Origin of the sequence: Bacillus sp. FJAT-27231 (assembly GCF_001183975.1) — a bacterium.
GTDB classification, from domain to species: Bacteria; Bacillota; Bacilli; order Bacillales; family Domibacillaceae; genus Pseudobacillus; species Pseudobacillus wudalianchiensis.
Window position 1 is genome coordinate 3,515,249 of the sequence record NZ_LFZU01000001.1, and the last position, 21,755, is coordinate 3,537,003.

The 21,755-nt window shown below is 43.0% G+C and carries 25 protein-coding genes and 1 tRNA gene; 2 read left to right on the top strand and 24 right to left on the bottom strand.

Annotated features, from left to right (window positions below):
• Positions 1-5: 5 nt before the first annotated feature.
• From AC623_RS16960 to AC623_RS16970, 3 genes are all read right to left on the bottom strand, one after another.
• Complete coding sequence (locus tag AC623_RS16960) at positions 6-242, bottom strand: glutaredoxin family protein (RefSeq protein WP_049664741.1); 237 nt, start codon at positions 240-242, stop codon at positions 6-8.
• Between the two features lie 18 nt (positions 243-260).
• Entirely contained in the window at positions 261-1,595 is a 1,335-nt protein-coding gene (gene rpoN, locus AC623_RS16965) for an RNA polymerase factor sigma-54 (RefSeq protein WP_231603660.1), read from the bottom strand.
• Between the two features lie 478 nt (positions 1,596-2,073).
• Positions 2,074-2,145: transfer RNA gene (locus AC623_RS16970), tRNA-Arg, on the bottom strand.
• 249 nt (positions 2,146-2,394) lie between these two features.
• Here AC623_RS16970 and clpP point away from each other — a divergent pair.
• A complete protein-coding gene (gene clpP / locus AC623_RS16975) occupies positions 2,395-2,991 on the top strand; it encodes an ATP-dependent Clp endopeptidase proteolytic subunit ClpP (protein ID WP_049664742.1) in 597 nt (198 codons plus the stop codon).
• Between the two features lie 134 nt (positions 2,992-3,125).
• Here clpP and AC623_RS16980 read toward each other — a convergent pair whose 3' ends face one another.
• The 20 genes from AC623_RS16980 to hprK form a co-directional block, all read right to left on the bottom strand.
• The gene (locus AC623_RS16980; protein ID WP_049664744.1) at positions 3,126-3,389 is read right to left on the bottom strand and encodes an HPr family phosphocarrier protein; all 264 of its coding nucleotides are present in this window, start codon (positions 3,387-3,389) and stop codon (positions 3,126-3,128) included.
• 17 nt (positions 3,390-3,406) lie between these two features.
• Positions 3,407-4,354 (bottom strand): DNA-binding protein WhiA, encoded by a 948-nt coding sequence (gene whiA, locus AC623_RS16985; protein WP_049664745.1) that lies wholly within the window; start codon positions 4,352-4,354, stop codon positions 3,407-3,409.
• 19 nt (positions 4,355-4,373) lie between these two features.
• Positions 4,374-5,339, bottom strand: a complete 966-nt coding sequence (locus tag AC623_RS16990; RefSeq protein ID WP_049664747.1) for a gluconeogenesis factor YvcK family protein — start codon at positions 5,337-5,339, stop codon at positions 4,374-4,376.
• Complete coding sequence (gene rapZ, locus AC623_RS16995; RefSeq protein ID WP_049664748.1) at positions 5,336-6,229, bottom strand: RNase adapter RapZ; 894 nt, start codon at positions 6,227-6,229, stop codon at positions 5,336-5,338. The genes AC623_RS16990 and rapZ overlap by 4 nt, the downstream gene beginning before the upstream one ends.
• A 61-nt stretch (positions 6,230-6,290) precedes the next feature.
• A complete protein-coding gene (locus tag AC623_RS17000) occupies positions 6,291-6,749 on the bottom strand; it encodes an NUDIX domain-containing protein (RefSeq protein WP_049664749.1) in 459 nt (152 codons plus the stop codon).
• A 389-nt stretch (positions 6,750-7,138) separates the two neighbouring features.
• Positions 7,139-8,092, bottom strand: a complete 954-nt coding sequence (gene trxB, locus AC623_RS17005; protein ID WP_269429924.1) for a thioredoxin-disulfide reductase — start codon at positions 8,090-8,092, stop codon at positions 7,139-7,141.
• A gap of 108 nt (positions 8,093-8,200) precedes the next feature.
• Positions 8,201-9,712, bottom strand: coding sequence for a tetratricopeptide repeat protein (locus tag AC623_RS17010; RefSeq protein WP_049664750.1), 1,512 nt, complete (start codon positions 9,710-9,712; stop codon positions 8,201-8,203).
• Positions 9,713-9,947: 235 nt separating this feature from the next.
• On the bottom strand, positions 9,948-10,583 hold the full coding sequence (hisIE, locus tag AC623_RS17015) for a bifunctional phosphoribosyl-AMP cyclohydrolase/phosphoribosyl-ATP diphosphatase HisIE (protein ID WP_231603541.1): 636 nt from the start codon (positions 10,581-10,583) through the stop codon (positions 9,948-9,950).
• Positions 10,580-11,338 carry an imidazole glycerol phosphate synthase subunit HisF gene (hisF, locus tag AC623_RS17020; protein ID WP_049664752.1) on the bottom strand — a complete coding sequence of 253 codons (759 nt, stop codon included), beginning with the start codon at positions 11,336-11,338 and terminating at the stop codon, positions 10,580-10,582. Before hisF ends, hisIE begins: the two co-directional genes overlap by 4 nt.
• Entirely contained in the window at positions 11,335-12,069 is a 735-nt protein-coding gene (gene hisA, locus AC623_RS17025; RefSeq protein WP_049664754.1) for a 1-(5-phosphoribosyl)-5-[(5-phosphoribosylamino)methylideneamino]imidazole-4-carboxamide isomerase, read from the bottom strand. Before hisA ends, hisF begins: the two co-directional genes overlap by 4 nt.
• Positions 12,066-12,698, bottom strand: coding sequence for an imidazole glycerol phosphate synthase subunit HisH (hisH, locus tag AC623_RS17030; RefSeq protein WP_049664755.1), 633 nt, complete (start codon positions 12,696-12,698; stop codon positions 12,066-12,068). The genes hisA and hisH overlap by 4 nt, the downstream gene beginning before the upstream one ends.
• Positions 12,699-13,277, bottom strand: a complete 579-nt coding sequence (gene hisB / locus AC623_RS17035; RefSeq protein ID WP_049666735.1) for an imidazoleglycerol-phosphate dehydratase HisB — start codon at positions 13,275-13,277, stop codon at positions 12,699-12,701. It lies immediately after the preceding gene.
• Positions 13,278-13,332: 55 nt separating this feature from the next.
• Positions 13,333-14,601: a histidinol dehydrogenase gene (gene hisD / locus AC623_RS17040; RefSeq protein ID WP_049666738.1), complete on the bottom strand. Its 1,269-nt coding sequence runs from the start codon at positions 14,599-14,601 to the stop codon at positions 13,333-13,335.
• Positions 14,602-14,606: 5 nt separating this feature from the next.
• Positions 14,607-15,236 carry an ATP phosphoribosyltransferase gene (hisG, locus tag AC623_RS17045; RefSeq protein WP_049664758.1) on the bottom strand — a complete coding sequence of 210 codons (630 nt, stop codon included), beginning with the start codon at positions 15,234-15,236 and terminating at the stop codon, positions 14,607-14,609.
• A gap of 5 nt (positions 15,237-15,241) precedes the next feature.
• Positions 15,242-16,426 carry an ATP phosphoribosyltransferase regulatory subunit gene (locus AC623_RS17050; RefSeq protein ID WP_049664760.1) on the bottom strand — a complete coding sequence of 395 codons (1,185 nt, stop codon included), beginning with the start codon at positions 16,424-16,426 and terminating at the stop codon, positions 15,242-15,244.
• A 292-nt stretch (positions 16,427-16,718) separates the two neighbouring features.
• The gene (locus tag AC623_RS17055) at positions 16,719-17,216 is read right to left on the bottom strand and encodes an acyltransferase (RefSeq protein WP_049664761.1); all 498 of its coding nucleotides are present in this window, start codon (positions 17,214-17,216) and stop codon (positions 16,719-16,721) included.
• Positions 17,213-17,869: a pyrophosphatase PpaX gene (gene ppaX / locus AC623_RS17060; protein WP_049664762.1), complete on the bottom strand. Its 657-nt coding sequence runs from the start codon at positions 17,867-17,869 to the stop codon at positions 17,213-17,215. The genes AC623_RS17055 and ppaX overlap by 4 nt, the downstream gene beginning before the upstream one ends.
• A complete protein-coding gene (locus AC623_RS17065) occupies positions 17,866-18,816 on the bottom strand; it encodes a nucleoside recognition domain-containing protein (protein ID WP_049666740.1) in 951 nt (316 codons plus the stop codon). The genes ppaX and AC623_RS17065 overlap by 4 nt, the downstream gene beginning before the upstream one ends.
• A gap of 23 nt (positions 18,817-18,839) precedes the next feature.
• Positions 18,840-19,655, bottom strand: coding sequence for a prolipoprotein diacylglyceryl transferase (gene lgt / locus AC623_RS17070; protein WP_049664766.1), 816 nt, complete (start codon positions 19,653-19,655; stop codon positions 18,840-18,842).
• 31 nt (positions 19,656-19,686) lie between these two features.
• Complete coding sequence (gene hprK, locus AC623_RS17075) at positions 19,687-20,622, bottom strand: HPr(Ser) kinase/phosphatase (RefSeq protein WP_049664767.1); 936 nt, start codon at positions 20,620-20,622, stop codon at positions 19,687-19,689.
• A 161-nt stretch (positions 20,623-20,783) separates the two neighbouring features.
• Here hprK and AC623_RS17080 point away from each other — a divergent pair, with 161 nt between their 5' ends.
• On the top strand, positions 20,784-21,335 hold the full coding sequence (locus tag AC623_RS17080; RefSeq protein WP_049664769.1) for an N-acetylmuramoyl-L-alanine amidase: 552 nt from the start codon (positions 20,784-20,786) through the stop codon (positions 21,333-21,335).
• A gap of 67 nt (positions 21,336-21,402) precedes the next feature.
• Here the strand turns inward: AC623_RS17080 and AC623_RS17085 are convergent, their stop codons facing one another.
• Complete coding sequence (locus AC623_RS17085; protein ID WP_049664770.1) at positions 21,403-21,753, bottom strand: phage holin family protein; 351 nt, start codon at positions 21,751-21,753, stop codon at positions 21,403-21,405.
• Positions 21,754-21,755 lie beyond the last annotated feature (2 nt).

Sequence of the window (21,755 nt, forward strand, 5' to 3'; positions counted from 1 at the left end):
CAAGTCTAGGAATCCAATTTCATTTTAATGGTTGGATAATCTACGTGTCCAAACTGAATTATTTCTGCATCCATTTCAACGACTGGAATCATCAATCCATATTTCTCCGTCAACTCATCACTTTCATCAATGTTGATTTCATGAATATGAAATGCTACTTCTTCTTGAACAAGCTCTAACGTGCGCTTTGCCTCTTCACAAAGGGAGCATTGAGCTCGTGTATAAAAATAAACTTCTTTCATTCATTCGTTCCTCAATTCTCAATCATATCTTTTTCTTTTGGAAGAAGAAGGAATAAAGAGCTGATCACGATATTTAGCCACCGTTCTTCTAGATACCTTCCAGCCTTCTTCCTTTAGAAGATTGCTAATTTCCTGATCAGAAAGCGGCTTTTTCTTATCTTCTTCATTAACAAGTTCGGTAATTTTTGATTTTACCTGAGCGGCAGAGGCCGTCTCTTCTGTTCCTCCCCCTCCCGATAGACCTGCAGGGAAAAACGTCTTTAACTCATAAGTACCATAAGGTGTCTGCATATATTTTCCGCGTACCGCCCGGCTGACCGTCGATTCATGAATCTCCAGCTCATCCGCAATCTCCTTCATTGTCAGCGGCTGCAGACGGCTCGGGCCGTAAAAGAAAAAGTCTTTTTGTTTTTCAACAATCTTTAATCCAACGCGCTGAATCGTTCTTTTGCGCTGCTCTAGACTCTTCAATAACCAGAGATAATCTTTATGCTTATCTTTCATAAATTCTTTTAGCTGGTCATCCTTGTGACTGGCTAGTTCATCAAAATAGTCTTTTTGAAAAACGATTTTCGGCATCTCATCTTCAAGCAAGTGCACTTCAATTGAATCGTTTTTTAGAATCACAGTCAAATCTGGACGAACATACGTCGGTTGTTCATAATGAAAACGAGAGCCGGGCTTCGGATTTAGCTTTTGAATAAAATCAGCTGCTTCTTGAATTTCTTTTACATCCACACCTAGCTTTTTAGCGACGACACGCCAGTTTTTCTCGGCAAATTCAACAAAATAATGCTGAATAATATCCGGTACGATCGGTGGAACGTCTTTCATCCGTTCAAGCTGCAACAGCAGACAATCTTGCAAATTGATTGCACCGACGCCAGCAGGTTCTAATTCACGAATAAATTGAAGAACCTCTGCTACTGTTTCTTCTTGACAGCGGCACATCTGAGAAGTTTCTTCCACCGTTATCGACATGTAGCCGTTTTCATCCATATTATATAATAAAAAATCAAGGATTCGCCTTTGTTCAGCACTCATCTGGACGAGTGAAAGCTGCATCCTTAAGTAATCTGTAAGTGTCTGGGAGTGATCAGCTATATGCTCAACCCAGTTTTTATCATCCTTTTTCTCGATTCTTCCTTTGCGAGCGCTCGCTTTTTCCTTGGACTGAAGCGCTTTCATTTCCGATACTTCCAATTGGATAAATGGATTTTCCATTGTCTTTGCTTCTAAAAATTCGGTTAACTCCTGGGCAGAGTATTGCAGCAAAGCAATTGCTTGTGTTAATTCCTGGGTCATCGCGAGTTTCATCGTTTGCTGCTGCCAAAGTCCGGGCTTCAAATGCATACTCAAGTTCCTCTCCCCCTTCCTACTCTATTATACAACAGGATCAAAATTTGAGAATGAAAATTTAGAATTTTTCACTCACTATGTTAGGCAGGTTGGGAAAATAATAACAGGACCTATAGGAGAATCGTCGTCATATTGCGGTTTCTAGCCGCTGAACTCGTTAAGAACAACAAAAAGAAAAAACCTTAAAATTTTTTAAAGAGAAAACTAGCAGCCTGGAAGTTCTATAATAAAAATACAAATTATATACTGTTTAGTAAATTTGAAGAAATGAAAGAACGGATTTATAGAGGAAGCACTGCCCTCATTCTATTTAGATATCTCTGTTTGATCGTCCTCTCAAACGGCCATAATGGAGAAGCATGCATTCAAAATCGCTTTCCTTGCTGAGGGCTGCCTTCAATACTTACCGAAGATAAAAAAAGCTCCATAGCATGTAACTAAAAGTTACATGCTATGGAGCAGCATTTTCATACGCCCTCGGCAGGAATCGAACCCACATCTTAAGAACCGGAATCTCACGTGCTATCCGTTGCACCACGAGGGCTTAATCAGTACATTTCAAAATTATAGCGTAAAACTCGCATAAATGCAATCATTATTTGAAAGTTTTTCACAAAAGTGAGCTTGCTTGCTTTTCTTTCGGGTTTAGCAGGAATTCAAGTGGGTATAATAGAAATCTATGAAGAAGAATCATTTTCCATATAAGCCATATTATTTGACCTTTATTGACCATCAATGTATGATACTACTACATAAGAGTTTCTAACTATTTCATTTTTGAGGAGGAAAGAAAATGAATTTAATCCCTACAGTTATTGAACAAACAAATCGCGGAGAGCGTGCTTATGACATTTACTCACGCTTGTTAAAAGACCGCATTATTATGCTTGGAAGCGGAATTGATGACAATGTAGCCAATTCCATTGTGTCACAATTATTATTCCTTGAAGCGGAAAATCCGGAAAAAGATATCTCCATCTACATTAACAGCCCAGGCGGAAGCATTACAGCTGGTATGGCGATCTATGATACAATCCAGTTTATCAAGCCGGATGTACAGACAATCTGTATCGGTATGGCAGCTTCTATGGGTGCTTTCTTGCTCGCAGCTGGTGCGAAGGGCAAACGCTATGCTTTGCCAAACAGTGAGGTCATGATCCATCAGCCGCTTGGAGGAGCTCAAGGACAAGCAACAGAAATTGAAATTGCTGCGAAGCGTATTCTCTTCTTGCGTGACAAGTTAAATCAAATTTTAGCTGATCGTACAGGACAGCCGCTTGAAGTAATCGCAAGAGATACAGACCGCGATAACTTTATGACAGCTGAACGCGCACTTGAATACGGCTTAATTGACAAAATCTTAACACGCAACGAACTACCTGAGAAATAAAATTGAAAAGGGCTGTTCTATAGCCAGCACATCGCTGGTTCTGGAGCAGCCCTTTTACTTTTATAGATAGTATGTAAGGAATATCGGGCTTTGTACAGCCATACAGCAAAAACGTTGCACATCGCCCGTCGTTTTCAATAGTTGCCTTCTTTTTCAACAAACTCAAGTAGTGTGTTCATCGCTTCTTCTTCATCGCGGCCATCAATTGATAAAGTAACCGTACAGCCGCGATTAATCGCCAAGCTCATAATGCCCATAATACTCTTGGCATTGACTTTCTTTCCTTCTTTTTCAAGGTGAATTTCTGAAGCAAAACGATTTGCCTCCTGAACAAATAAAGCAGCTGGACGAGCTTGCAGTCCTGTTTTTAATTGAACTTCCGTTGTTTTTTCAATCATGGTTCTCTCCTCTTTCATTATTTATTTATTGGTTCACTAGCCCGAAGTTTTTTGGCAATTTCATCAATTTTGCGGAGCCGGTGATTAATGCCAGATTTACTAATAGCTGAGCCTGAAACCATTTCACCAAGCTCTTTCAAGGTAACATCTTGGTGAGCTACGCGCAATTCTGCAATTTCGCGTAATTTATCAGGTAATATATCTAAACCGACAGATGCCTCAATAAAACGGATATTTTCTACTTGGCGCAGAGCCGCACCAATTGTTTTATTTAAGTTAGCCGTTTCACAATTGACAAGACGATTAACAGAGTTGCGCATATCTCTTACGATACGGACATCCTCGAAGCGGAGCAAGGCGCTGTGAGCTCCCACAACGTTAAGAAACTCCGTAATTTTTTCAGCTTCCTTTAAATAAGTGATAAACCCTTTTTTACGTTCAAGCGTTTTACTATTTAAGTCAAAGCTGTTCATTAGTTCGCACAGGGCATCATTATGCTCTTTATAAAGCGAAAAAATCTCCAAATGGTAGGAAGATGTTTCTGGATTATTAACGGATCCACCCGCTAAAAATGCTCCGCGAAGATAAGAACGCCGACAGCATTTTTTTTCAATTAAAGAAGAAGATATATTATGAACGAAAGAAAATGAATTTTCAATAATCGCTAAATCCTCAAGAATCTCGCGTGCCCTTTCTTTCAAACGCACGATATAGATATTATTTTTTTTCAATCTCATTTTCTTGCGCACCAGCAATTCTACTTCTACCTCATAGTTTTTCTTTAATAGTACATAAATTCTCCTGGCAATCGCTGCGTTTTCTGTCTGAATATTGACAACAAGGAGACGATTGGAGAAAGAAAGAGAGCCATTCATACGAATGAGCGCCGAAAGCTCGGCTTTGGCACAGCAATCTTTCACCTCAAGCATCGTTAGTTCTTTCTTTGTTTCAGAAGCAAATGACAACTACGCCACCTTCTTCCATTTATTTTTTATCCCGAATAAGCTGATAAAGTATCTCAGAGACTTTGTTTGTGTTATGACGAACGACACCGCCTTCTCGAATCGCAATTTCATCGAAAATTACGTTCAATCCGAGCGATTTTAATAAATCCACATCATAAAAGACTGGCTTAGCCATTTCTTCTTTGTATTTCTCCTGAATGTGCTCCGGGATCGGCTCATTGTTAACTAAGATCGTATCAATAAAAGCACAGGACATATGATCATAAATGGCTTTTACATGATCACTCGCTGTAAAATCAAGCGTTTCACCAGCCTGTGTCATTAAATTGCAAATATAGACTTTCTTTGCAGCTGAACGGCAAACTTCTTCTCCAATTTGCGGAACGAGCAAATTAGGTAAAATGCTTGTGTACAAGCTGCCAGGACCGACGACAATTAAGTCGGCCTCTCTAATAGCCCGAATGGTTTCAGGCAAAGGCTGAATATTCTCAGGCGTTAAAAACACCCGCTTGATCCGCTTGCCGGAATACGGAATTTTCGATTCACCTGACACAATCGTACCATCTTCCATTTCCGCGTGGAGCACAACGCTTTGGTTCGCTGCTGGCAAGACTTTGCCGCGTACATTCAATACTTTGCTCATTTCCTGTACAGCATGAACGAAATCCCCGGTAATGGATGTTAACGCCGCAATCATCAAGTTTCCGAGTGAATGTCCTGATAATTCATTCTTCGTACTGAAACGATGCTGAAATAACGTTTCCACAAGCGGCTCGACATCTGACAGAGCCGCCAGCACATTGCGTATGTCTCCTGGAGGAGGAATATTCAACTCATCACGCAGCCGTCCAGAGCTGCCGCCATCATCCGCTACCGTAACGATAGCTGTTAAATCGACGGGATGCTTTTTCAAACCGCGTAAAAGAACGGACAGCCCGGTTCCACCGCCAATAATGACGACTCTCTTTTCTTGTTTCGTTCTCATATTTTTTGAACCGTTCTTTTATTAATATCCCGATGAGTAATCCGAGTTTGATAATCATCAGCAAAATAATGACCAAGATACTCAGCTAAAGCGACGGAACGATGCTGGCCGCCTGTACACCCAATGGCTATGACAAGCTGCGACTTGCCTTCCATCTTGTAATGGGGCAGCATAAAGGAAAGCAAATCAATGACTTTTTCAAGGAACTTTTGAGTATCGTTCCATTTCAGCACGTAACTGGATACATCTTCTTCAAGTCCGGTATGTGGACGCAGATGATCGATGTAGTGCGGGTTAGGCAAAAAACGAACATCAAAAACAAGATCGGCATCAATCGGCAGACCATATTTAAAGCCGAAGGACATCACATTTACAGTAAAAACAGATTTCTTATTAAGAGAAAACTCACTTAAGATTTTCTCACGTAATTCCTTTGGTTTCATGGAAGAGGTATTATAAGTAATGTGGGCCCGGCCTTTTAAGTCTTCTAAAAGAGCACGCTCCTGCTGGATGCCATCTAGCGGAAGTCCCGTCGGTGACAGTGGATGAGAGCGCCGCGTTTCTTTGTAACGACGCACCAATACAGAATCCTCAGCATCCAAAAATAACAACTTAGGGACAACCCAGGACATCTCAGCGGCTTCATCTAGCGCTTGGAAAAGATGGTCAAAAAATTCCCGGCCGCGCATATCCATAACGATCGCTACTTTGTTCATTTGGTTGCCGGAGTCTTTCATTAGCTCTAAAAATTTAGGAAGCAGCGTTGGCGGCAAATTATCAACACAGTAAAATCCGAGATCTTCAAAGCTTTGAATCGCTACTGTTTTCCCCGCCCCGGACATTCCCGTAATGATAACTAGCCGCATTTCATTTCCCGCTTTATTGCTCATTCACATTTCTCCTCTCTCTTCTAGCGGTTATGCCTGCACTTTCTTTGCATACATTCTTCTATTAGTTCGGATCAAGCCGGTAGGAAAGCAGCTTAAAATCAGGCGTATATGTAAAAGCTCCATAAATGACCCCGGTGCCATGTACCATGTATTCTAAAATGTGCCGGTCGCCTTCCGCCATTGGCAGTTCTTTTATTTTTTCAACCGGATGCCATTCCAGCTGGCCTTCTTCACATTCCTTGATCGATACACCATCACTTTCCTGAGCAAAAAATGTAAACATCATCCACTCAGAAACAATGTCATCGCCGTCTTTAATGATAAATGTAAAAATACCTTTTACAGCCGGCCGGCGTAAGTAAATGCCCGTCTCTTCTCTATATTCACGGATAACAGCATCGCGGATCGATTCTCCTGGCTCCATTTTCCCACCCGGAGCGACCCACCAGTTGCGGCGAGGCTTTTGTAGAAGCAGAACCTTATCGTCTTTCAATAACAAACAATTTGTTACACGTTGCACATTCTTTCACCTCCGGGTAAGCTTGAACTTCAAAAGAAACCAGATTATTCGTCTCTTCTTTCATTCTTATTATTATACTATGTTCACTCCATTGATCTCAATGCTGGGTTCATTCAAGAAAGCATTTCATCTCTGAAAATAAAGGATAATCTAACAAAACGAGGATACGATTGATATCGAACCTTTCTGCGCACTGAAACACTAAAAAAAGAGGCTATTCCATAGCGGCGATTCAGACGGCTATGTGAGCCGCAGAAGTCAGTGCCGATCATCGGAACAACCTCGTCAAAAGGGATATGATTAAATATAGGGGGTGTATCAGATTACTGAATTAATGTACCATATTTTTATTTCAGCTTCATTACGAGTCGATTAACAGTCTGTTAAACTTATGCCTTTACCCCTAATTCTTCTTTTAATTCTTCGACATAATGTTGAGCAGCTTGAGCTGCAATACTTCCATCCCCGGTTGCCGTCACAATTTGACGAAGTGTTTTTTCACGTACGTCACCTGCTGCAAAGATACCTGGAATATTCGTTTCCATTTGCTCGTTTGTCACAATGTAGCCGGCTTCATTCGTAATACCAAGGTTTAAGAACGGTTTAGAAAGCGGCAGCATGCCTACATAGATGAACACACCATCAGCAGGAAATTCTCGTTCCTCACCGTTTTCAGTAGAGACAAGTGTAACACTGCCAACTTTTCCATCCTTCTCATTGATTTCTTTTACTGTGTGATTCCAGATAAAATCAACTTTTTCGTTTTTAAATGCCCGGTCTTGCAAAATCTTTTGAGCACGAAGCTCATCACGACGGTGAACAATCGTCACATTTTTAGCAAAGCGCGTTAAATATGTTCCTTCTTCAACAGCTGAATCACCACCGCCGACAACAACAAGATCTTTTTCTTTGAAGAACGCACCGTCACAAACCGCGCAATAAGAAACACCGCGGCCAGTTAGTTCTTTTTCACCAGGAACGCCAAGTTTTTTCCATTCAGCCCCTGTTGTAATGATAACCGAACGGCCTTTAAAGTCTTTGGCACCTGCTTTGATAGTTTTGTATTCTTTACCATCCACGATTTCTTTAATATCGCCATAGGCATATTCAGCGCCGAACTTTTTCGCATGTTCAAACATTTTCGTGGACAAATCCGGACCAAGAATGTGATCATATCCAGGATAATTCTCCACTTCCTCTGTGTTTGCCATTTGTCCTCCCGGCACGCCGCGCTCAATCATTAACGTAGAAAGATTCGCACGTGATGTATAAACAGCGGCTGTCATTCCCGCCGGTCCTGCGCCGATAATGATGACATCATAAATTTTATCTTCTGCCGTCAAAACTAGCCACTCCTTTTCCTTCGGTACTATATAGATACCCTAAAACGTATTAATTATTCTCCTCTTTATCCTAATCAATTAAGGGCTTTTCGTCTATTTTTCTGCTCACTATAATCGTTCACGTACATACTTGATGTACTTTTGCAATGTTGAAGGAGAAAGGTTATATTTTTCCGCCAGGCTTGTCTGTGATTTCTTTTCACCACGAAGCTTATGCCACATATATTCTGTAGCCGCGGCAAAGGCCTCACTGTTTTTTAAACGGGTCTGTTCCTCAGCCAATTCACCAAAAACTGTAAACCACAGCATCAATAAGCCGGCTTCCTCCGTGCCAATTGGCTGAAATCTTCTGTAGAGAGCTAGGGCTGTTTCGTGGGCTAACCGGATGCGGGCCTCTTCCTTCAGTTTTGTATCTACCGGCATGCCGAGCACATCAGCTAAATAGATTTTTTCACGAAAAGCGAGTGTTTCAATATCACAAAAATCAGAATGTCCCATTACCTTCTTGTGATCATCCGTGACAGAAAGCAAGAAGATACCGAAAAGACGCTCTTCTTCATATTCACTATTCATTCTCTTTACTATAGAAGATGGCTGATGTTCATGGCCTAGATGCTCTGTTTTTTTAGTCGCCCACGGCTCTTGACCTGCTTTCTCCGGGCTTATTCGCAACATTTGCTTCCAAGCCTTCTCTGCCGCTTCCTGCCGGCCAGAAAAATAAGCTGAATGCGAAAGCCAATAATAAAAAGCCGGCTCGCCTTCAAAACCACTTTTATGGAGCTTCTTCAGCCAGCGATAAGCATCTTCATACTGACCGATTAAAGCAAATGTAACACCGAGCTTAAATTGCTGTTCTGGCAACAGCGGATACGTCTTCCGCAGTAGATCTACCAACTGTCTCAGCAGACCATATTGTTTTTCATAAAAGAAAAACACGGCTAAATTACATAGGGCATGCAAATTTCCAGGATTCTTTTCTAGCACGTCCTCCAACACCTGATGCGCTTTTTCGATCTCACCAAGATAAAAATGAGCAAGGGCCAGGTTGTTATGAGCAGGCCAAAAATCCGGATGCTTGGCAATTAATCCTTCTAGACGATCAATCGCCTTTTCGAAACTGCCTCCTTCAAGTAAATAGCGGGCCTCTTCCTGCAAAACGATTAGCTCATCCTGTTCCTCTAATTCAGCGAAATCTTCCTCACTATCGAGTTCAATTAAATCTAACAGCTCCTCGGCATCTTCAGAGAACTCACCTGTTTCGTCCTGCTCTAAATAGGCTTTTGCATGCTTAAATGCTTCTTTAAATAAACCGAGATGAGCATAATTATTAGCTAAAAAATAATGGCATTCGCTAATGAGTGGATCTAAATCATCCAACACAAAATGCAGCAAGCCATTTGATTGTTCAAAATTTCCAAGTTCTGTCTCTACCACTGCTAATTGACAGGCAATCATGGGCTCCATCGGCTCCAAATCCATAGCCCGTGACAAATACTTTTTCGCTTTTGGCAATTCTCTCTTTCGCAGCGCTTTTAACCCTTTTGTATAGTAATACTCACCTGTCGGCAAAAAAGAGATAACCTTTCCCTTTTCCTTCCGTAACTTTGAGTGTTTTGTCATGAAAGTCCTCCGAGCATTGTTAATTAACCTATTGAGTATATCATAGATATCGAAGGCTCGTTAATATAAAAGCGATCTTTTTAAACCACTGGCAGTAGAGATACTCTAGACTTTGTTCGTCGCTCCAGTCTAGTTGTCCATGATATCGGCTCTTTGTTCGTTACTCAAGCTCGGTTTCCCACGAAAAAAGCCGTCTTAAAGTGTTCTTTTCTCAACTTTAAGACAGCTTATCTCATTATTTCCCTTTTTCTTCATGGCGCTTAGCTAACACGCCAAGAACGTCAGCGAGCTCCACTTCTTGTTCACGAAGGAGAACGAGCAAGTGATACAACAAATCAGCTGCTTCCCATTGCAGCTCGTCTTTGTCGCGGTTTTTAGCCGCAATAATGACTTCTGCTGCTTCCTCGCCGACTTTTTTTAGGATTTTATCGACCCCTTTTTCAAACAAGTATGTCGTATAAGCTCCTTCAGGACGAGTCTGCTCTCTGTCAGCGATAACTTCCTCTAATTTATGCAAAATCGTGTACGGCAGCATCCCTGTTTGTTCGCCATATAAAGAATTCTCAAAGCAGCTTGTCGTTCCGAGATGACAAGCAGGCCCCTGTGGTTTAACGAGTACGACGAGCGCATCTTGGTCGCAGTCATACTTGATGTTCACGACCTTCTGTGTATTTCCGCTCGTTTCTCCTTTATGCCAAAGCTCTTGACGTGAACGGCTGAAAAACCAAGTTTCTCCGCTGTCTATCGTGCGTTGAAGCGAATCTTTGTTCATATAAGCAAGTGTCAATACTTCATATGTAGTTGCGTCTTGAACGACGGCAGGCACTAGCCCTTTTTCATCAAATCGAATTTCTTCTACGGTTATACTCATCTCATATTCACTCCCCGAGCTTTTAAAAAGTTCTTCACTTCACTGACACTGGTCTCCTTATAGTGGAAAATAGAAGCAGCCAATGCCGCATCTGCCAATCCTTCTGTGAATACCTCGAAAAAGTGCTGCGCTTCACCAGCTCCGCCAGAAGCAATGACTGGAACGGAGACTGCTTCACTAACTGCCTTTGTCAAGGCAAGATCAAAACCTCTTTTTTCACCATCCCTATCCATGCTTGTCAGTAAAATTTCACCGGCTCCCCGCTCGACGGCTTCCTGTGCCCAGCTAATCACTTCCTGATCTGTTTCCTGGCGTCCACCATGTGTATACACCCGCCATGAGCCAAGTGCTTCATCCCACTTTGCATCAATCGCAATGACAATACACTGCGTACCGAAATAATCGGCACCAATTGTGATTAACTCCGGATTAAGAACAGCGGCTGTATTTAAGGATACCTTATCAGCACCTGCACGCAAAATGCGCTTCATGTCCTCAAGTGAGTTAATACCGCCACCAACGGTAAAAGGAATAGCAAGCTGCGAAGCCACATCTTGAACTACTTCCACCATCGTCTTCCGTCCTTCATGGGAAGCAGAAATATCAAGAAATACTAATTCGTCTGCTCCTTGTTCGTCATATACTTTAGCAAGTTCAACTGGATCTCCGGCATCCCGCAATTCAACAAACTGAATACCTTTCACAACGCGGCCATCTTTCACATCAAGACAGGGCACAATCCGTTTTGTAATCATACGGTTTCCGCCTCCTTCAGCGCCTCACGGACAGTGAACTGGCCCGTATAAATAGCTTTACCCACAATGGCGCCACTGACACCTTCCTGCTCATAACGTTTGATTTTTCTTAGATCTTCAAGCGAGCTGACGCCGCCAGAAGCGATGACACGTTTTCCAGTTACGCGGGCTAGCTCGGCTACTGCTTCGATGTTAGGCCCCGAAAGCATTCCATCAGTCGCAATATCGGTGAAAATAAAGGTTTCTGCCCCTGCTTCCGCAAGTTCCTTGCCTAAATCTGCCGCTTTTAAAGAAGACGTTTCAATCCAGCCATGTGTCGCAACAAATCCATCTTTCGCATCAAGGCCAATGGCGATTTGGCTGCCAAACTTCTTAAGCCACTGCTTAACGAGTTCTTTTTCTGAAACAGCAAGACTGCCGATAATAACTCGGTCTACCCCATTGTCCAAATAGTGGCGAATATCTTCCTCGGTGCGAATGCCGCCTCCAATTTGTACTTTTGCCTGAAGCTTTTGTGCTGCTTCAATGACGAACCGATCGTTAATCCGCCGTCCGTCTTTTGCGCCATCCAGATCAACCATATGAATCCATTCTGCTCCTTCTTCTACAAATGACTTTGCCATGTCAAAAGGAGAATCACCGTATACTGTTTCCTGATTGTAGTCTCCTTGCTTTAAGCGAACACATTTGCCGCCACGCATATCAATGGCCGGGTAGATCATAAAACTCATAAAATCGCCTCCGATTGTTCCATTGCTTTTACAAAATTCGTTAATAGCTGCATGCCGACCCGGCTGCTCTTCTCAGGATGAAACTGCATGCCGAATACATTATCCCTTCCGACAACAGCCGGAATCTCTACACTATAAACCGTACTAGCAAGCAGTGCTTCTTTATCCATCCTATCTACATAATAAGAATGAACAAAATAGACAAAACCCTCTTCTACAGCGTGAAGCACAGGTGACTCCTGATGGAAAGTCAGTTGATTCCAACCCATATGCGGCACTTTCACTCTATCATCCTGATCAATAGGAATACGCACAACTCGTCCTTTTAACAAGCCAAGTCCTTGTGTCCGTCCATTTTCTTCACTTTCTTGAAATAATAGCTGCATGCCAAGACAAATACCTAAAAGCGGACGGCCGCTCTCTACATAGGCATGGAGAAATTCATCCAGCTTTTTCTCTTTCAATAATGTCATTGCATCTCTGAACGATCCCACTCCCGGTAAAATCAAACCTTTCGTTTCGTTCAGCTCTTCAGCAGAATCGCTAATAATATAGGGAACGCCTATGCGCTCGAGCGCCTTGCTGACGCTAAATAAATTGCCCATTCCATAATCAACGATGCCGATCATTTACAACATTCCTTTCGTCGACGGCACGCCTTTAACACGCGGGTCAATGAAAGTTGCTTCATCTAACGCTCGAGCAAGTGCTTTAAAAACGGCTTCGATCATATGATGTGTATTGCTGCCATAGTGAATGATGACATGAAGATTCATTCTTGCTTCCAAAGAAAGCTTCCAAAGAAATTCACGAACAAGCTCTGTATCAAACGTGCCAACCTTCTGTGCTGGAAACTCCCCGCGCATTTCAAAATGCGGGCGATTACTTAAATCGACTACCACTTGGGCAAGTGTCTCATCCATAGGAACAAATGCATTTCCGTAACGCTTGATCCCCTTTTTATCGCCGAGAGCTTCTTTCAGGGCAAGCCCAAGACAAATCCCAATATCCTCTGTCGTGTGATGGTCATCTATCTCTACGTCGCCGTCTGCTTTAACCGTTAAATCAAACTGGCCATGCTTTGTGAATAAATCCAGCATATGATCCATGAATGGGACACCGGTTTGGATATTTGCCTGGCCCTCACCATCTATAGAGAAAGCAAGCTGGATTTTTGTTTCGTTCGTGTTGCGGTTTAGTTCTGTCATCCGGTTACTCAATTGGGCCACTCCTTCTTCTGTTCATTTTCGAGATTCTTTCATGCTATTTTATTTTTCTTGCTTCTACCGCCCGTGCATGGGCTTCTAGCCCCTCCAGCCGGGCAAATGCGGCAATTTTATCGACATTCTCATTGAAAGCCTGCTCGCTATACATGATTAAACTTGATTTCTTCATAAAATCGTCCACGTTTAACGGTGATGAAAATCGAGCCGTTCCATTCGTTGGCAACACGTGATTAGGTCCGGCAAAATAATCACCAATCGGTTCGGAACTAAAGCGGCCGATGAAAATAGCTCCTGCATGGCGAATTCTTTCTACGACATCCATCGCGTTTTCTGTCATGACTTCTAAATGCTCCGGCGCCAGCTGATTCACAACATCAATTGCTTCCTGTATATCTCTTGTAACATAAATCGCTCCATAGTGTTCGATCGCTTTTCGGGCAATCGCTTCCCGCGGAAGACCGGTAAGCTGTCTTTCAACTTCTGCTGCCGTTTCCTCTGCTAATCTTTGCGAAGGAGTCACCAGCACACTGCTTGCCCGTGTATCATGCTCTGCTTGTGATAGTAAATCGGCGGCAATCTCTACCGGCCGGGCACTCTCATCCGCAAGAACCGCAATCTCACTTGGTCCGGCAATCATATCAATGTCCACATCTCCAAACACTTCTCGTTTAGCCAACGCAACATAAACATTGCCGGGTCCGGTAATTTTATCAACTGGCCGAATCGTCTCTGTTCCATAAGCAAGGGCTGCTATTGCCTGAGCACCGCCGACTTTATAGATTTCTTCTACCCCGGCAATATCGGCAGCGATGAGAACACCGGCAGGCAGACGGCCATCAGGACCTGGAGGTGAAACCATAACGATTCGCTTCACTCCCGCAACCTTTGCTGGCAGAACATTCATCAGGACAGAGGATGGATAGGCTGCTGTCCCCCCTGGCACATAGACACCCGCTGAGTCAAGCGGCGTCATTTTCTGGCCGAGCATCGTCCCATTTTGATCTGTGTACGTCCATGTTTCCCGCAGCTGCTTTTGATGAAAAGTAAAAATATTTTCAGCTGCTTCTTTGATTACCTGAGTAATATGCTCTGGAAACTCGCTATAAGCTTCCTCAGTTTCCGCCTGTGTTACCCGCATGCTGTCTAATTCCGCTTGATCAAACAGCTTCGTATAAGTAAAGAGGGCAGCGTCGCCGTCTGATCGAACTGCCTGTATAATCTTTTGGACAGCGGCACGTTGTTCATCTGTACCGCTATCGACAGAACGCTTTAATGATAATCCTTGTGTCACGCTTTGAATTTTCATCTTTTTCACACTGCCTTTTCTGCAATAATCTCTGACAGCCGGCTGACAAGTTGTCCAATTTCCTTATCCTTTAAGCGATAGCTAGCCTGATTGACAATTAATCGAGAAGTGATATTTACAATGGTTTCATATTCAACGAGGCCATTTTCCTTTAATGTCCGCCCTGTTGAGACAATATCGACGATGCGGTCGGCAAGGCCAATCATCGGGGCAAGCTCGATCGAACCGTTCAGCTTAATAATCTCAACCTGCTCTCCCTTTTCCCGAAAATACGAGGAAGCGACGTTAGGGTATTTCGTTGCCACTTTCGGTGCTACTTCATCCACAGACGTATTCGGCAATCCGGCAACCGCCAAGTAACATGGGCTGATTTTCAAATCAATCAGTTCATAAACATCTCTTTCTTCTTCAAGAAGCACGTCTTTCCCTGCAATCCCCAAATCCGCAACCCCATATTCTACATAGGTAGCAACGTCCATTGGTTTGGCTAGAAAAAAGCGTAGATTTTCTTCCGGCACTTCAATAATGAGCTTACGCGAATCATCAAGATCCGGCGGCAGCTGATAACCGGCTTTACGAAGCAGGTCAGCGGCTTCTTCAAAGATCCGTCCTTTTGGCATTGCAATCGTTAACATCGCTCTTAAAACTCCCTTCCGCTTGCTGCTTTTCCTACGAAAAACGAAACACTTTTACATGATTCCGTAAATCGGTCCACATCTTCTACACCCGCTACGTCCTGCAGAAGAACTGCCTCTCCAGCTTCCCGGCGCTTCTTAGCTTCTTGAATAGCTTCTAATCGCCTTTCGTTGCTAAACAATATGCAATGCACTTTTTCTTCTTCTGCTAATTGTTCGAGAGCGCTAAGCAACACGTCCACTCGAAGCCCAAAGCCTGTAGCACTTGCCTGACGGCCGAACTTTTCAAGCAGCTGATCATAACGACCTCCATTGCCAACCGGTGTACCGGCTCCATCCACGTACACTTCAAATACTAACCCTGTATAGTAGCTCATATGGCTGACGAGCGGTAAATCAAATTTAATATACTCCGCGACCCCATACTCCTGAAGTCTTTCATATAAGTTACGTAATTCAGCAATCGCTTCGCTGCCTGCTCCACCTTCAATTAAATCAGCTGCTCCTTCTAGACAACTTAGCTCTCCCGATAAATCAAGAAAACGAAGAAGCCGTTGCTGATCGATAGAAGAAAGAGCAAGATTTTTCACATGTTCACGATAGCCGACATAATTTTTTTCATATAAAAAGCGGCGTAAATGCTCAGCCCGTTCCTCAGTGCCGAGAATTTGCCGGAACAATTCATCTGTAAAACGAATATGTCCGAGAGAGATCCGAAAACGGTCGATGCCTGTTTTCTTTAAAATCGATGCAAGCAAAGCAATAATCTCTGCATCAGCACTAATGGTCTGGTCACCGATCATTTCTATTCCAATTTGTTCAAACTCAGCGGCTCTTCCGCCTTCACGCTGTTGCGCCCGATAAACGTTCGCTGAATAAGCAAGACGCAGTGGAACACGTTCCTTTAGTAACTTCGACGCTGCTACCCGCGCAATCGGCGTTGTCATATCCGGCCGAAGCACAAGTGTGTTTCCCTGCTGGTCAAGCAATTTAAACAGCTGGCGATCAAGAATAGCCGAGGCTTCTCCAATTGTTTCATGGTACTCTAATGCAGGTGTTTCAATAAAACGGTATCCCCAGCTTCTCATTTCCCTTTCTGCTGCTTCTTTTAACTTCCGTTTCGTTTCATATATGTGAGGGAGGGTGTCCCGCATCCCGACAGGTTTTTCAAACATTAACAGCTTCGACATGATTTATCACCCGATTATCTGTGTATTTCACGCAGCATGCTTTAGTTCGCTAATATGCTAACATGATGAAGTATTTACAAGTAGTGTAACGTTTCTGACAATTCTAGTCAAGAAAAATAAGAGGGTGGACGCTGCAGCAAACTCCTGCTTTTTCTTAAAAAGAAAGGGACACTGAAGCAGCGTATATTCCCTTTTTATCTATGCAAGAATGATGAACAACGTTTGTTTTATCGTTTCCTAAAGAAAGAAAAACGTTCCGGCTGCCGAAACGTTTTTTAACTTATGTTTATTATTAAATTTTAACAGGTTCTCTTTTTTCTTTAATTTGCATCGGATTGCCGCCGGCGAATGCTCCGGGAGGCACATCGCGATGAACGAGCGTTGCGGCAGAAATAACCGCGCCATCGCCAATTGTCACTCCAGGAAGAATCAGACTGTTAGCGCCAATCATCACATTATCACCGATTATAACTTCTCCAAGACGGTACTCTTCAATTAAATACTCATGAGCAAGAATTACCGTATTGTAGCCAATAATCGTATTGTGGCCGATTGAAATCAGTTCCGGAAACATAATGTCTGGCACCACTTTATAAGCGAGCGCTGTTTGCTCACCAATTTTCATCCCAAGAAATGTGCGATACAAGCTGTTTTTTACTTTCATGAACGGGACAAACCGGCCAATTTCAATAATGGCTGTATTTTTAAATGTTTTCCAAAACGAGACGGTTTTATAAATGTTCCAGAGCGAATTAGCTCCTTCTGTTTTATACCGTTTCGTCTTTCTCACTTTTCGGATACCCCAATCTTGAGGATGTCTAAAAGATCCGGCATCGTCTCAAGCATGTAATCTGGATCGAATGATTGCAAGAAATCTTTTCCTTTCACAGACCAAGCTACACCAGCGGTTAACGTGCCGGCATTTTTTCCGCCTTCGATGTCATGAAAGTTATCGCCGATCATCATCGCTTCCTCCGGCTTGGAGCCGACCTCCTGTAATGCCTTTAATAAAGGTTCAGGGTGCGGCTTAGGATGAGTCACGTCATCGAGAGCGACAATTGTATCGAAAAACGGATATAAATTCGTCAATTTAAGACCTTTGATCACGGTATCTCTAAGTTTTGTGGAAACGATTGCGAGCTTAAAGTTATTTTCTTTTAATGTACGGATTGTTTCAAAAACGCCGGTAAACTCAGTAACGAGCATGTCATGATTTTCAAGATTAAATTTTCGATAGCGAGCGATCATCTCTTCTGTACGTTCTGCATCAATACCAGAAAACGTCTCAACGAGTGTCGGTCCCATAAACGGGTAAACATCTTCACGTTTATATTGATCGGGAAAATAGTGATTGAGTGTATGCAAGAACGAAGAAATGATTAATTCATTTGTATTAATAAGCGTTCCATCTAAGTCAAACAGCAATGTTGTAATTTTCGTCATGATAATTTTGCTTCCTTTCTTTGAACCAATTCAGCTGGCTTCCATAGCGACGACACAGCAAGTGTTAGTAAAATAGCGGTGATTAACCGAATTAAAAATAGCGCTAGTAAAGGCCACCCGGTAATACCAAGGGGCATAAAGATGACGGTATCTTCCACGACCGCATGGCACGCGACTAAAAAAATCATCGCCAATGTAACATCCCGGCTGCTTACCCCGTCCTCTCTTACCGCTTGAATCATTACCGCGGAACCAAGGGCAAGCCCAAAAAGCAAGCCTGATGCCAGTGTCATAGATGTATTTTCTTTCATTCCGAGCAGGCGAGTGACAGGCGCCATCCACCGAGAAAAAGCGTCCAGCCACTTTAAGTCTTTTAAAACTTGAATAGCGAGCATGAGCGGCATAACGATCAAAGCAAGCTGAAAAATTCCGTATCCTGCTTTTTCAAGACCAAGCATGAATATTTGTCCCCAGCCATCTGGATCAGCCTGAAGCGGCGGGGCCATGCCATATTTCGCTATTCCGCTGCCGCCGTGCCAAACTAAATTGATGATGATGGCTGACGCAACGGCAAGACCTAATCTTACCGCCAAAATAACAGGCAGCTTTACGCCGACACGAGCGGCAACACTGGATTCAATAAATAAATTATGTGAAAAGGACAGCATTACAGCTAAAATAAATACTTCTTTCACTGATAAATCCAATGATAGAATGGCACCGATCGCTGCATATAAATTCAGGAAATTACCGAGCACAAGCGGGATAGAAGCATCGCCTGACAATCCAAATATCCGCATGACCGGACTGATAGCATCCATTATCCATGGTAAAATCGGTGTATATTGCAATAACGTTACAATAAGAGTGATTGGAAAAATGATTTTACCGAGCAGCCACGTCGTTTTAACCCCTGAAAGCAAACCATTTCGCAATGTTTTCCCCATATTATCCCCTGTTCCTTTCATCGTCATTCGTTTACTGCGCTGTTATAAGGCAGCTGTTCCTTTTTTTGTCTGCGGCGAATGACTAAGATTGTGATAGCTGTCGCCAGAAGGACGAGCGAAATCACTTGAGCAATCCTCAGTGAATCTGTCAGCATCAAACTATCTGTTCGCATCCCTTCGATAAAGAAACGGCCGATTGAGTACCAGATCACATAAGATAAAAATAGCTCTCCCCGTTTTAAGTTCACTTTCCGCAAGCTTAACAGCAAAATAAACCCAACGAAATTCCAGATCGATTCATAGAGAAAGGTCGGATGATAATAATGACCATCTATATACATTTGATTGATGATGAATTCAGGCAAATGCAGGTTTTCTAAAAAAGAGCGTGTCACTTCCCCGCCGTGTGCCTCTTGATTCATAAAATTCCCCCAACGGCCAATCGCCTGCCCTAAAATAATGCTTGGAGCAGCAATATCGGCCAGTTTCCAGAACGAAATGTGCTTCATTTTTGAAAAGACAATGGTAGTCGTAACAGCACCGATTAACGCACCGTGAATGGCAATTCCGCCATTCCAGATTTTAATGATGTCTCCTGGATGTTGAGAATAGTATCCCCATTCAAATAACACGTAATAAATGCGTGCCGAAATAATGGCGATCGGAATCGCCCAAATGAGTAGATCGGCAAATGTATCTTTAGGCAAGCCGAGACGGTCGCCTTCTTTGACAGCTAAATAAAAACCGAGTGCAATGCCAAAGCCAATAATTAGGCCATACCAGTGAACCTGGAGCGGTCCAATGGCAATAGCAATCGGATCAAGTGGATAGCCTTCCATTCTCTTTCCCCTTTCTGCTCGTCATCCTCTCTTATATAAAATCAGTGTCGCGTTCGCTGATGACATTTGCTAACTTGTCTGTAAATTCCTTCGCCGTATTAATACCAAGACGTTTTAAACGGAAGTTCATGGCTGCTACTTCGATAATAACGGCAATGTTTCTTCCGGGACGTACAGGAAGGGTAATTTTGGTGATTTCGGTATCAATGATTTTTAATTTATCTTCTTCAATGCCCAGCCGGTCGTATTGTTTTTTAGAATTCCATAGCTCCAAATGAACATTGAGCGTAATTCTCTTCGTACTTCTAATCGCGCTAGCGCCAAACAAGGTCATAATATTAATAATACCAAGTCCGCGGATCTCCAGTAGATGCTCGATCAGCTCCGGCGCACTGCCGACAAGCGTATCATTATCTTCCTGACGAATCTCTACACAGTCATCCGCAACGAGGCGATGCCCTCTTTTTACAAGATCAAGAGCCGCCTCACTTTTACCGACGCCGCTTTGTCCAGTAATCAGCACCCCTACGCCATAAATATCAACGAGAACACCGTGAACGGCGGTTGTCGGTGCCAGCATTTTTTCCAAATAATTTGTCAGTTTGCTCGACAGTCTCGTTGTTGTCAATTTTGATTTCATCACGGGTACCGCATGCCGTTCGGAAGCTTCAATTAATTCTTCCGGTACTTCCAGTTCACGGGAAATAACAATCGCCGGTGTCCTGTCGTCACAGAGCCTTTCCATTCTTTCTAGCTTTTCATCGGAACGAAGTTTTTGAAAAAAGGTCAGCTCTGTCATCCCAAGCAGCTGAACCCGTTCTTTCGGATAATAATCAAAAAAGCCGGCAAGCTCAAGGCCCGGACGAGAAAGATCGCTCGTTGTAATTGGACGATGAATACCGTCTTCACCGCTAACAAGTTCTAAATCAAGATTTTCCAGCAAATCAGATGTACGCACTTTAGCCACTGTTTTTCCTCCTCATCATGGCAATCTTTTTCTATTGTAACATTTTTACCGGTACCAATTAAAATGAAGAATGAGAAATTTTACTGCCGAGCCGTGAATGTGACCTTTTTCTTTACTATTTGGTATGTATAAATTGAGAAAATAAGCAGGAGGAAAAGCATATGAAAATCATAATTGATGCAGGTCACGGTTACTCAACGCCTGGCAAAAGAACACCGGACGGCATGCGAGAATTTGAATTTAACCGCGATGTCGCGCTCCTACTAAGAAAAAAGCTAGAGGGAAAAGGAGCAAGCGTGGGGTTTTCTCACTCCGATCAAGTGGACGTGCCTCTGGAGGAGAGAGTATCTAAAGCAAACCGCTGGAAAGCCGACCTTTTCTTATCCATTCACGCAAACGCTTATGGAGATGGCTGGAACGAGGCGCACGGCATTGAAACCTTCATTCACTCTTCACGCCCAAAACAGGCAGAGGCTGTAGCGAAAGCGATTCAGCAGCGCCTCGTAACTCTCACTGGCCGCAGAAACCGCGGCGTGAAAACAGGCAACTTTTATATTCTGCGGAAAACTCTCATGCCAGCTGTATTAATTGAAGCGGGGTTTATGACGAACAAAGAAGAAGCACAATTGCTGCGAACGAGAGCTTACCGAGAGTTATGCGCTCAAGCCATCACAGAAGCCGTCGAAAGTATCTATCCATTGCCCGCTAGGTAAAAGGAGACGGCTCTCATTCTATATGAGAGCCGCCTCCTTTTTACTATCAAATCAAGCACAAACAGCATTATTTATCTTTCTTTAAGAACGTTACTTGTAAAATAAGATTCACCAATGCCATCATAACAGCAATGAACAAGGCCATTCCAAAGCCGGAAATATCGAAAGCCGATCCCATAATGCTGTCAGTTAATAGCAGCGTGATTGCATTGATTACAAATAAGAAAAGACCCAATGTTAAAAAGGTAATCGGTAAGGTAAAAAGAACAAGCAGCGGCCGGACGATCATATTTAAAATCGATAAAATGATACTAGCAATGACGGCCGACGAAAAGCTATCTACATGCAGTCCTGAGAAATAGCCGGAAATGGCAATAAATAAGACTGCATTAATTAAAATGCCTATGATCCAATTCATTC

What these genes read in the sequence shown, in the direction of transcription:
- AC623_RS16960 (WP_049664741.1), bottom strand. Translation starts at nt 242, where the DNA reads ATGAAAGAAGTTTATTTTTATACACGAGCTCAATGCTCCCTTTGTGAA.
- rpoN (WP_231603660.1), bottom strand. Translation starts at nt 1,595, where the DNA reads ATGCATTTGAAGCCCGGACTTTGGCAGCAGCAAACGATGAAACTCGCG.
- clpP (WP_049664742.1), top strand. Translation starts at nt 2,395, where the DNA reads ATGAATTTAATCCCTACAGTTATTGAACAAACAAATCGCGGAGAGCGT.
- AC623_RS16980 (WP_049664744.1), bottom strand. Translation starts at nt 3,389, where the DNA reads ATGATTGAAAAAACAACGGAAGTTCAATTAAAAACAGGACTGCAAGCT.
- AC623_RS16990 (WP_049664747.1), bottom strand. Translation starts at nt 5,339, where the DNA reads ATGAGAACGAAACAAGAAAAGAGAGTCGTCATTATTGGCGGTGGAACC.
- rapZ (WP_049664748.1), bottom strand. Translation starts at nt 6,229, where the DNA reads ATGAGCAATAAAGCGGGAAATGAAATGCGGCTAGTTATCATTACGGGA.
- AC623_RS17010 (WP_049664750.1), bottom strand. Translation starts at nt 9,712, where the DNA reads ATGACAAAACACTCAAAGTTACGGAAGGAAAAGGGAAAGGTTATCTCT.
- hisIE (WP_231603541.1), bottom strand. Translation starts at nt 10,583, where the DNA reads ATGAGTATAACCGTAGAAGAAATTCGATTTGATGAAAAAGGGCTAGTG.
- hisF (WP_049664752.1), bottom strand. Translation starts at nt 11,338, where the DNA reads ATGATTACAAAACGGATTGTGCCCTGTCTTGATGTGAAAGATGGCCGC.
- hisA (WP_049664754.1), bottom strand. Translation starts at nt 12,069, where the DNA reads ATGAGTTTTATGATCTACCCGGCCATTGATATGCGTGGCGGCAAATGT.
- hisH (WP_049664755.1), bottom strand. Translation starts at nt 12,698, where the DNA reads ATGATCGGCATCGTTGATTATGGAATGGGCAATTTATTTAGCGTCAGC.
- hisB (WP_049666735.1), bottom strand. Translation starts at nt 13,277, where the DNA reads ATGACAGAACTAAACCGCAACACGAACGAAACAAAAATCCAGCTTGCT.
- hisD (WP_049666738.1), bottom strand. Translation starts at nt 14,601, where the DNA reads ATGAAAATTCAAAGCGTGACACAAGGATTATCATTAAAGCGTTCTGTC.
- hisG (WP_049664758.1), bottom strand. Translation starts at nt 15,236, where the DNA reads ATGTTAACGATTGCAATGCCAAAAGGACGGATCTTTGAAGAAGCCGCT.
- AC623_RS17050 (WP_049664760.1), bottom strand. Translation starts at nt 16,426, where the DNA reads ATGTCGAAGCTGTTAATGTTTGAAAAACCTGTCGGGATGCGGGACACC.
- ppaX (WP_049664762.1), bottom strand. Translation starts at nt 17,869, where the DNA reads ATGACGAAAATTACAACATTGCTGTTTGACTTAGATGGAACGCTTATT.
- AC623_RS17065 (WP_049666740.1), bottom strand. Translation starts at nt 18,816, where the DNA reads ATGGGGAAAACATTGCGAAATGGTTTGCTTTCAGGGGTTAAAACGACG.
- lgt (WP_049664766.1), bottom strand. Translation starts at nt 19,655, where the DNA reads ATGGAAGGCTATCCACTTGATCCGATTGCTATTGCCATTGGACCGCTC.
- AC623_RS17080 (WP_049664769.1), top strand. Translation starts at nt 20,784, where the DNA reads ATGAAAATCATAATTGATGCAGGTCACGGTTACTCAACGCCTGGCAAA.
- AC623_RS17085 (WP_049664770.1), bottom strand. Translation starts at nt 21,753, where the DNA reads ATGAATTGGATCATAGGCATTTTAATTAATGCAGTCTTATTTATTGCC.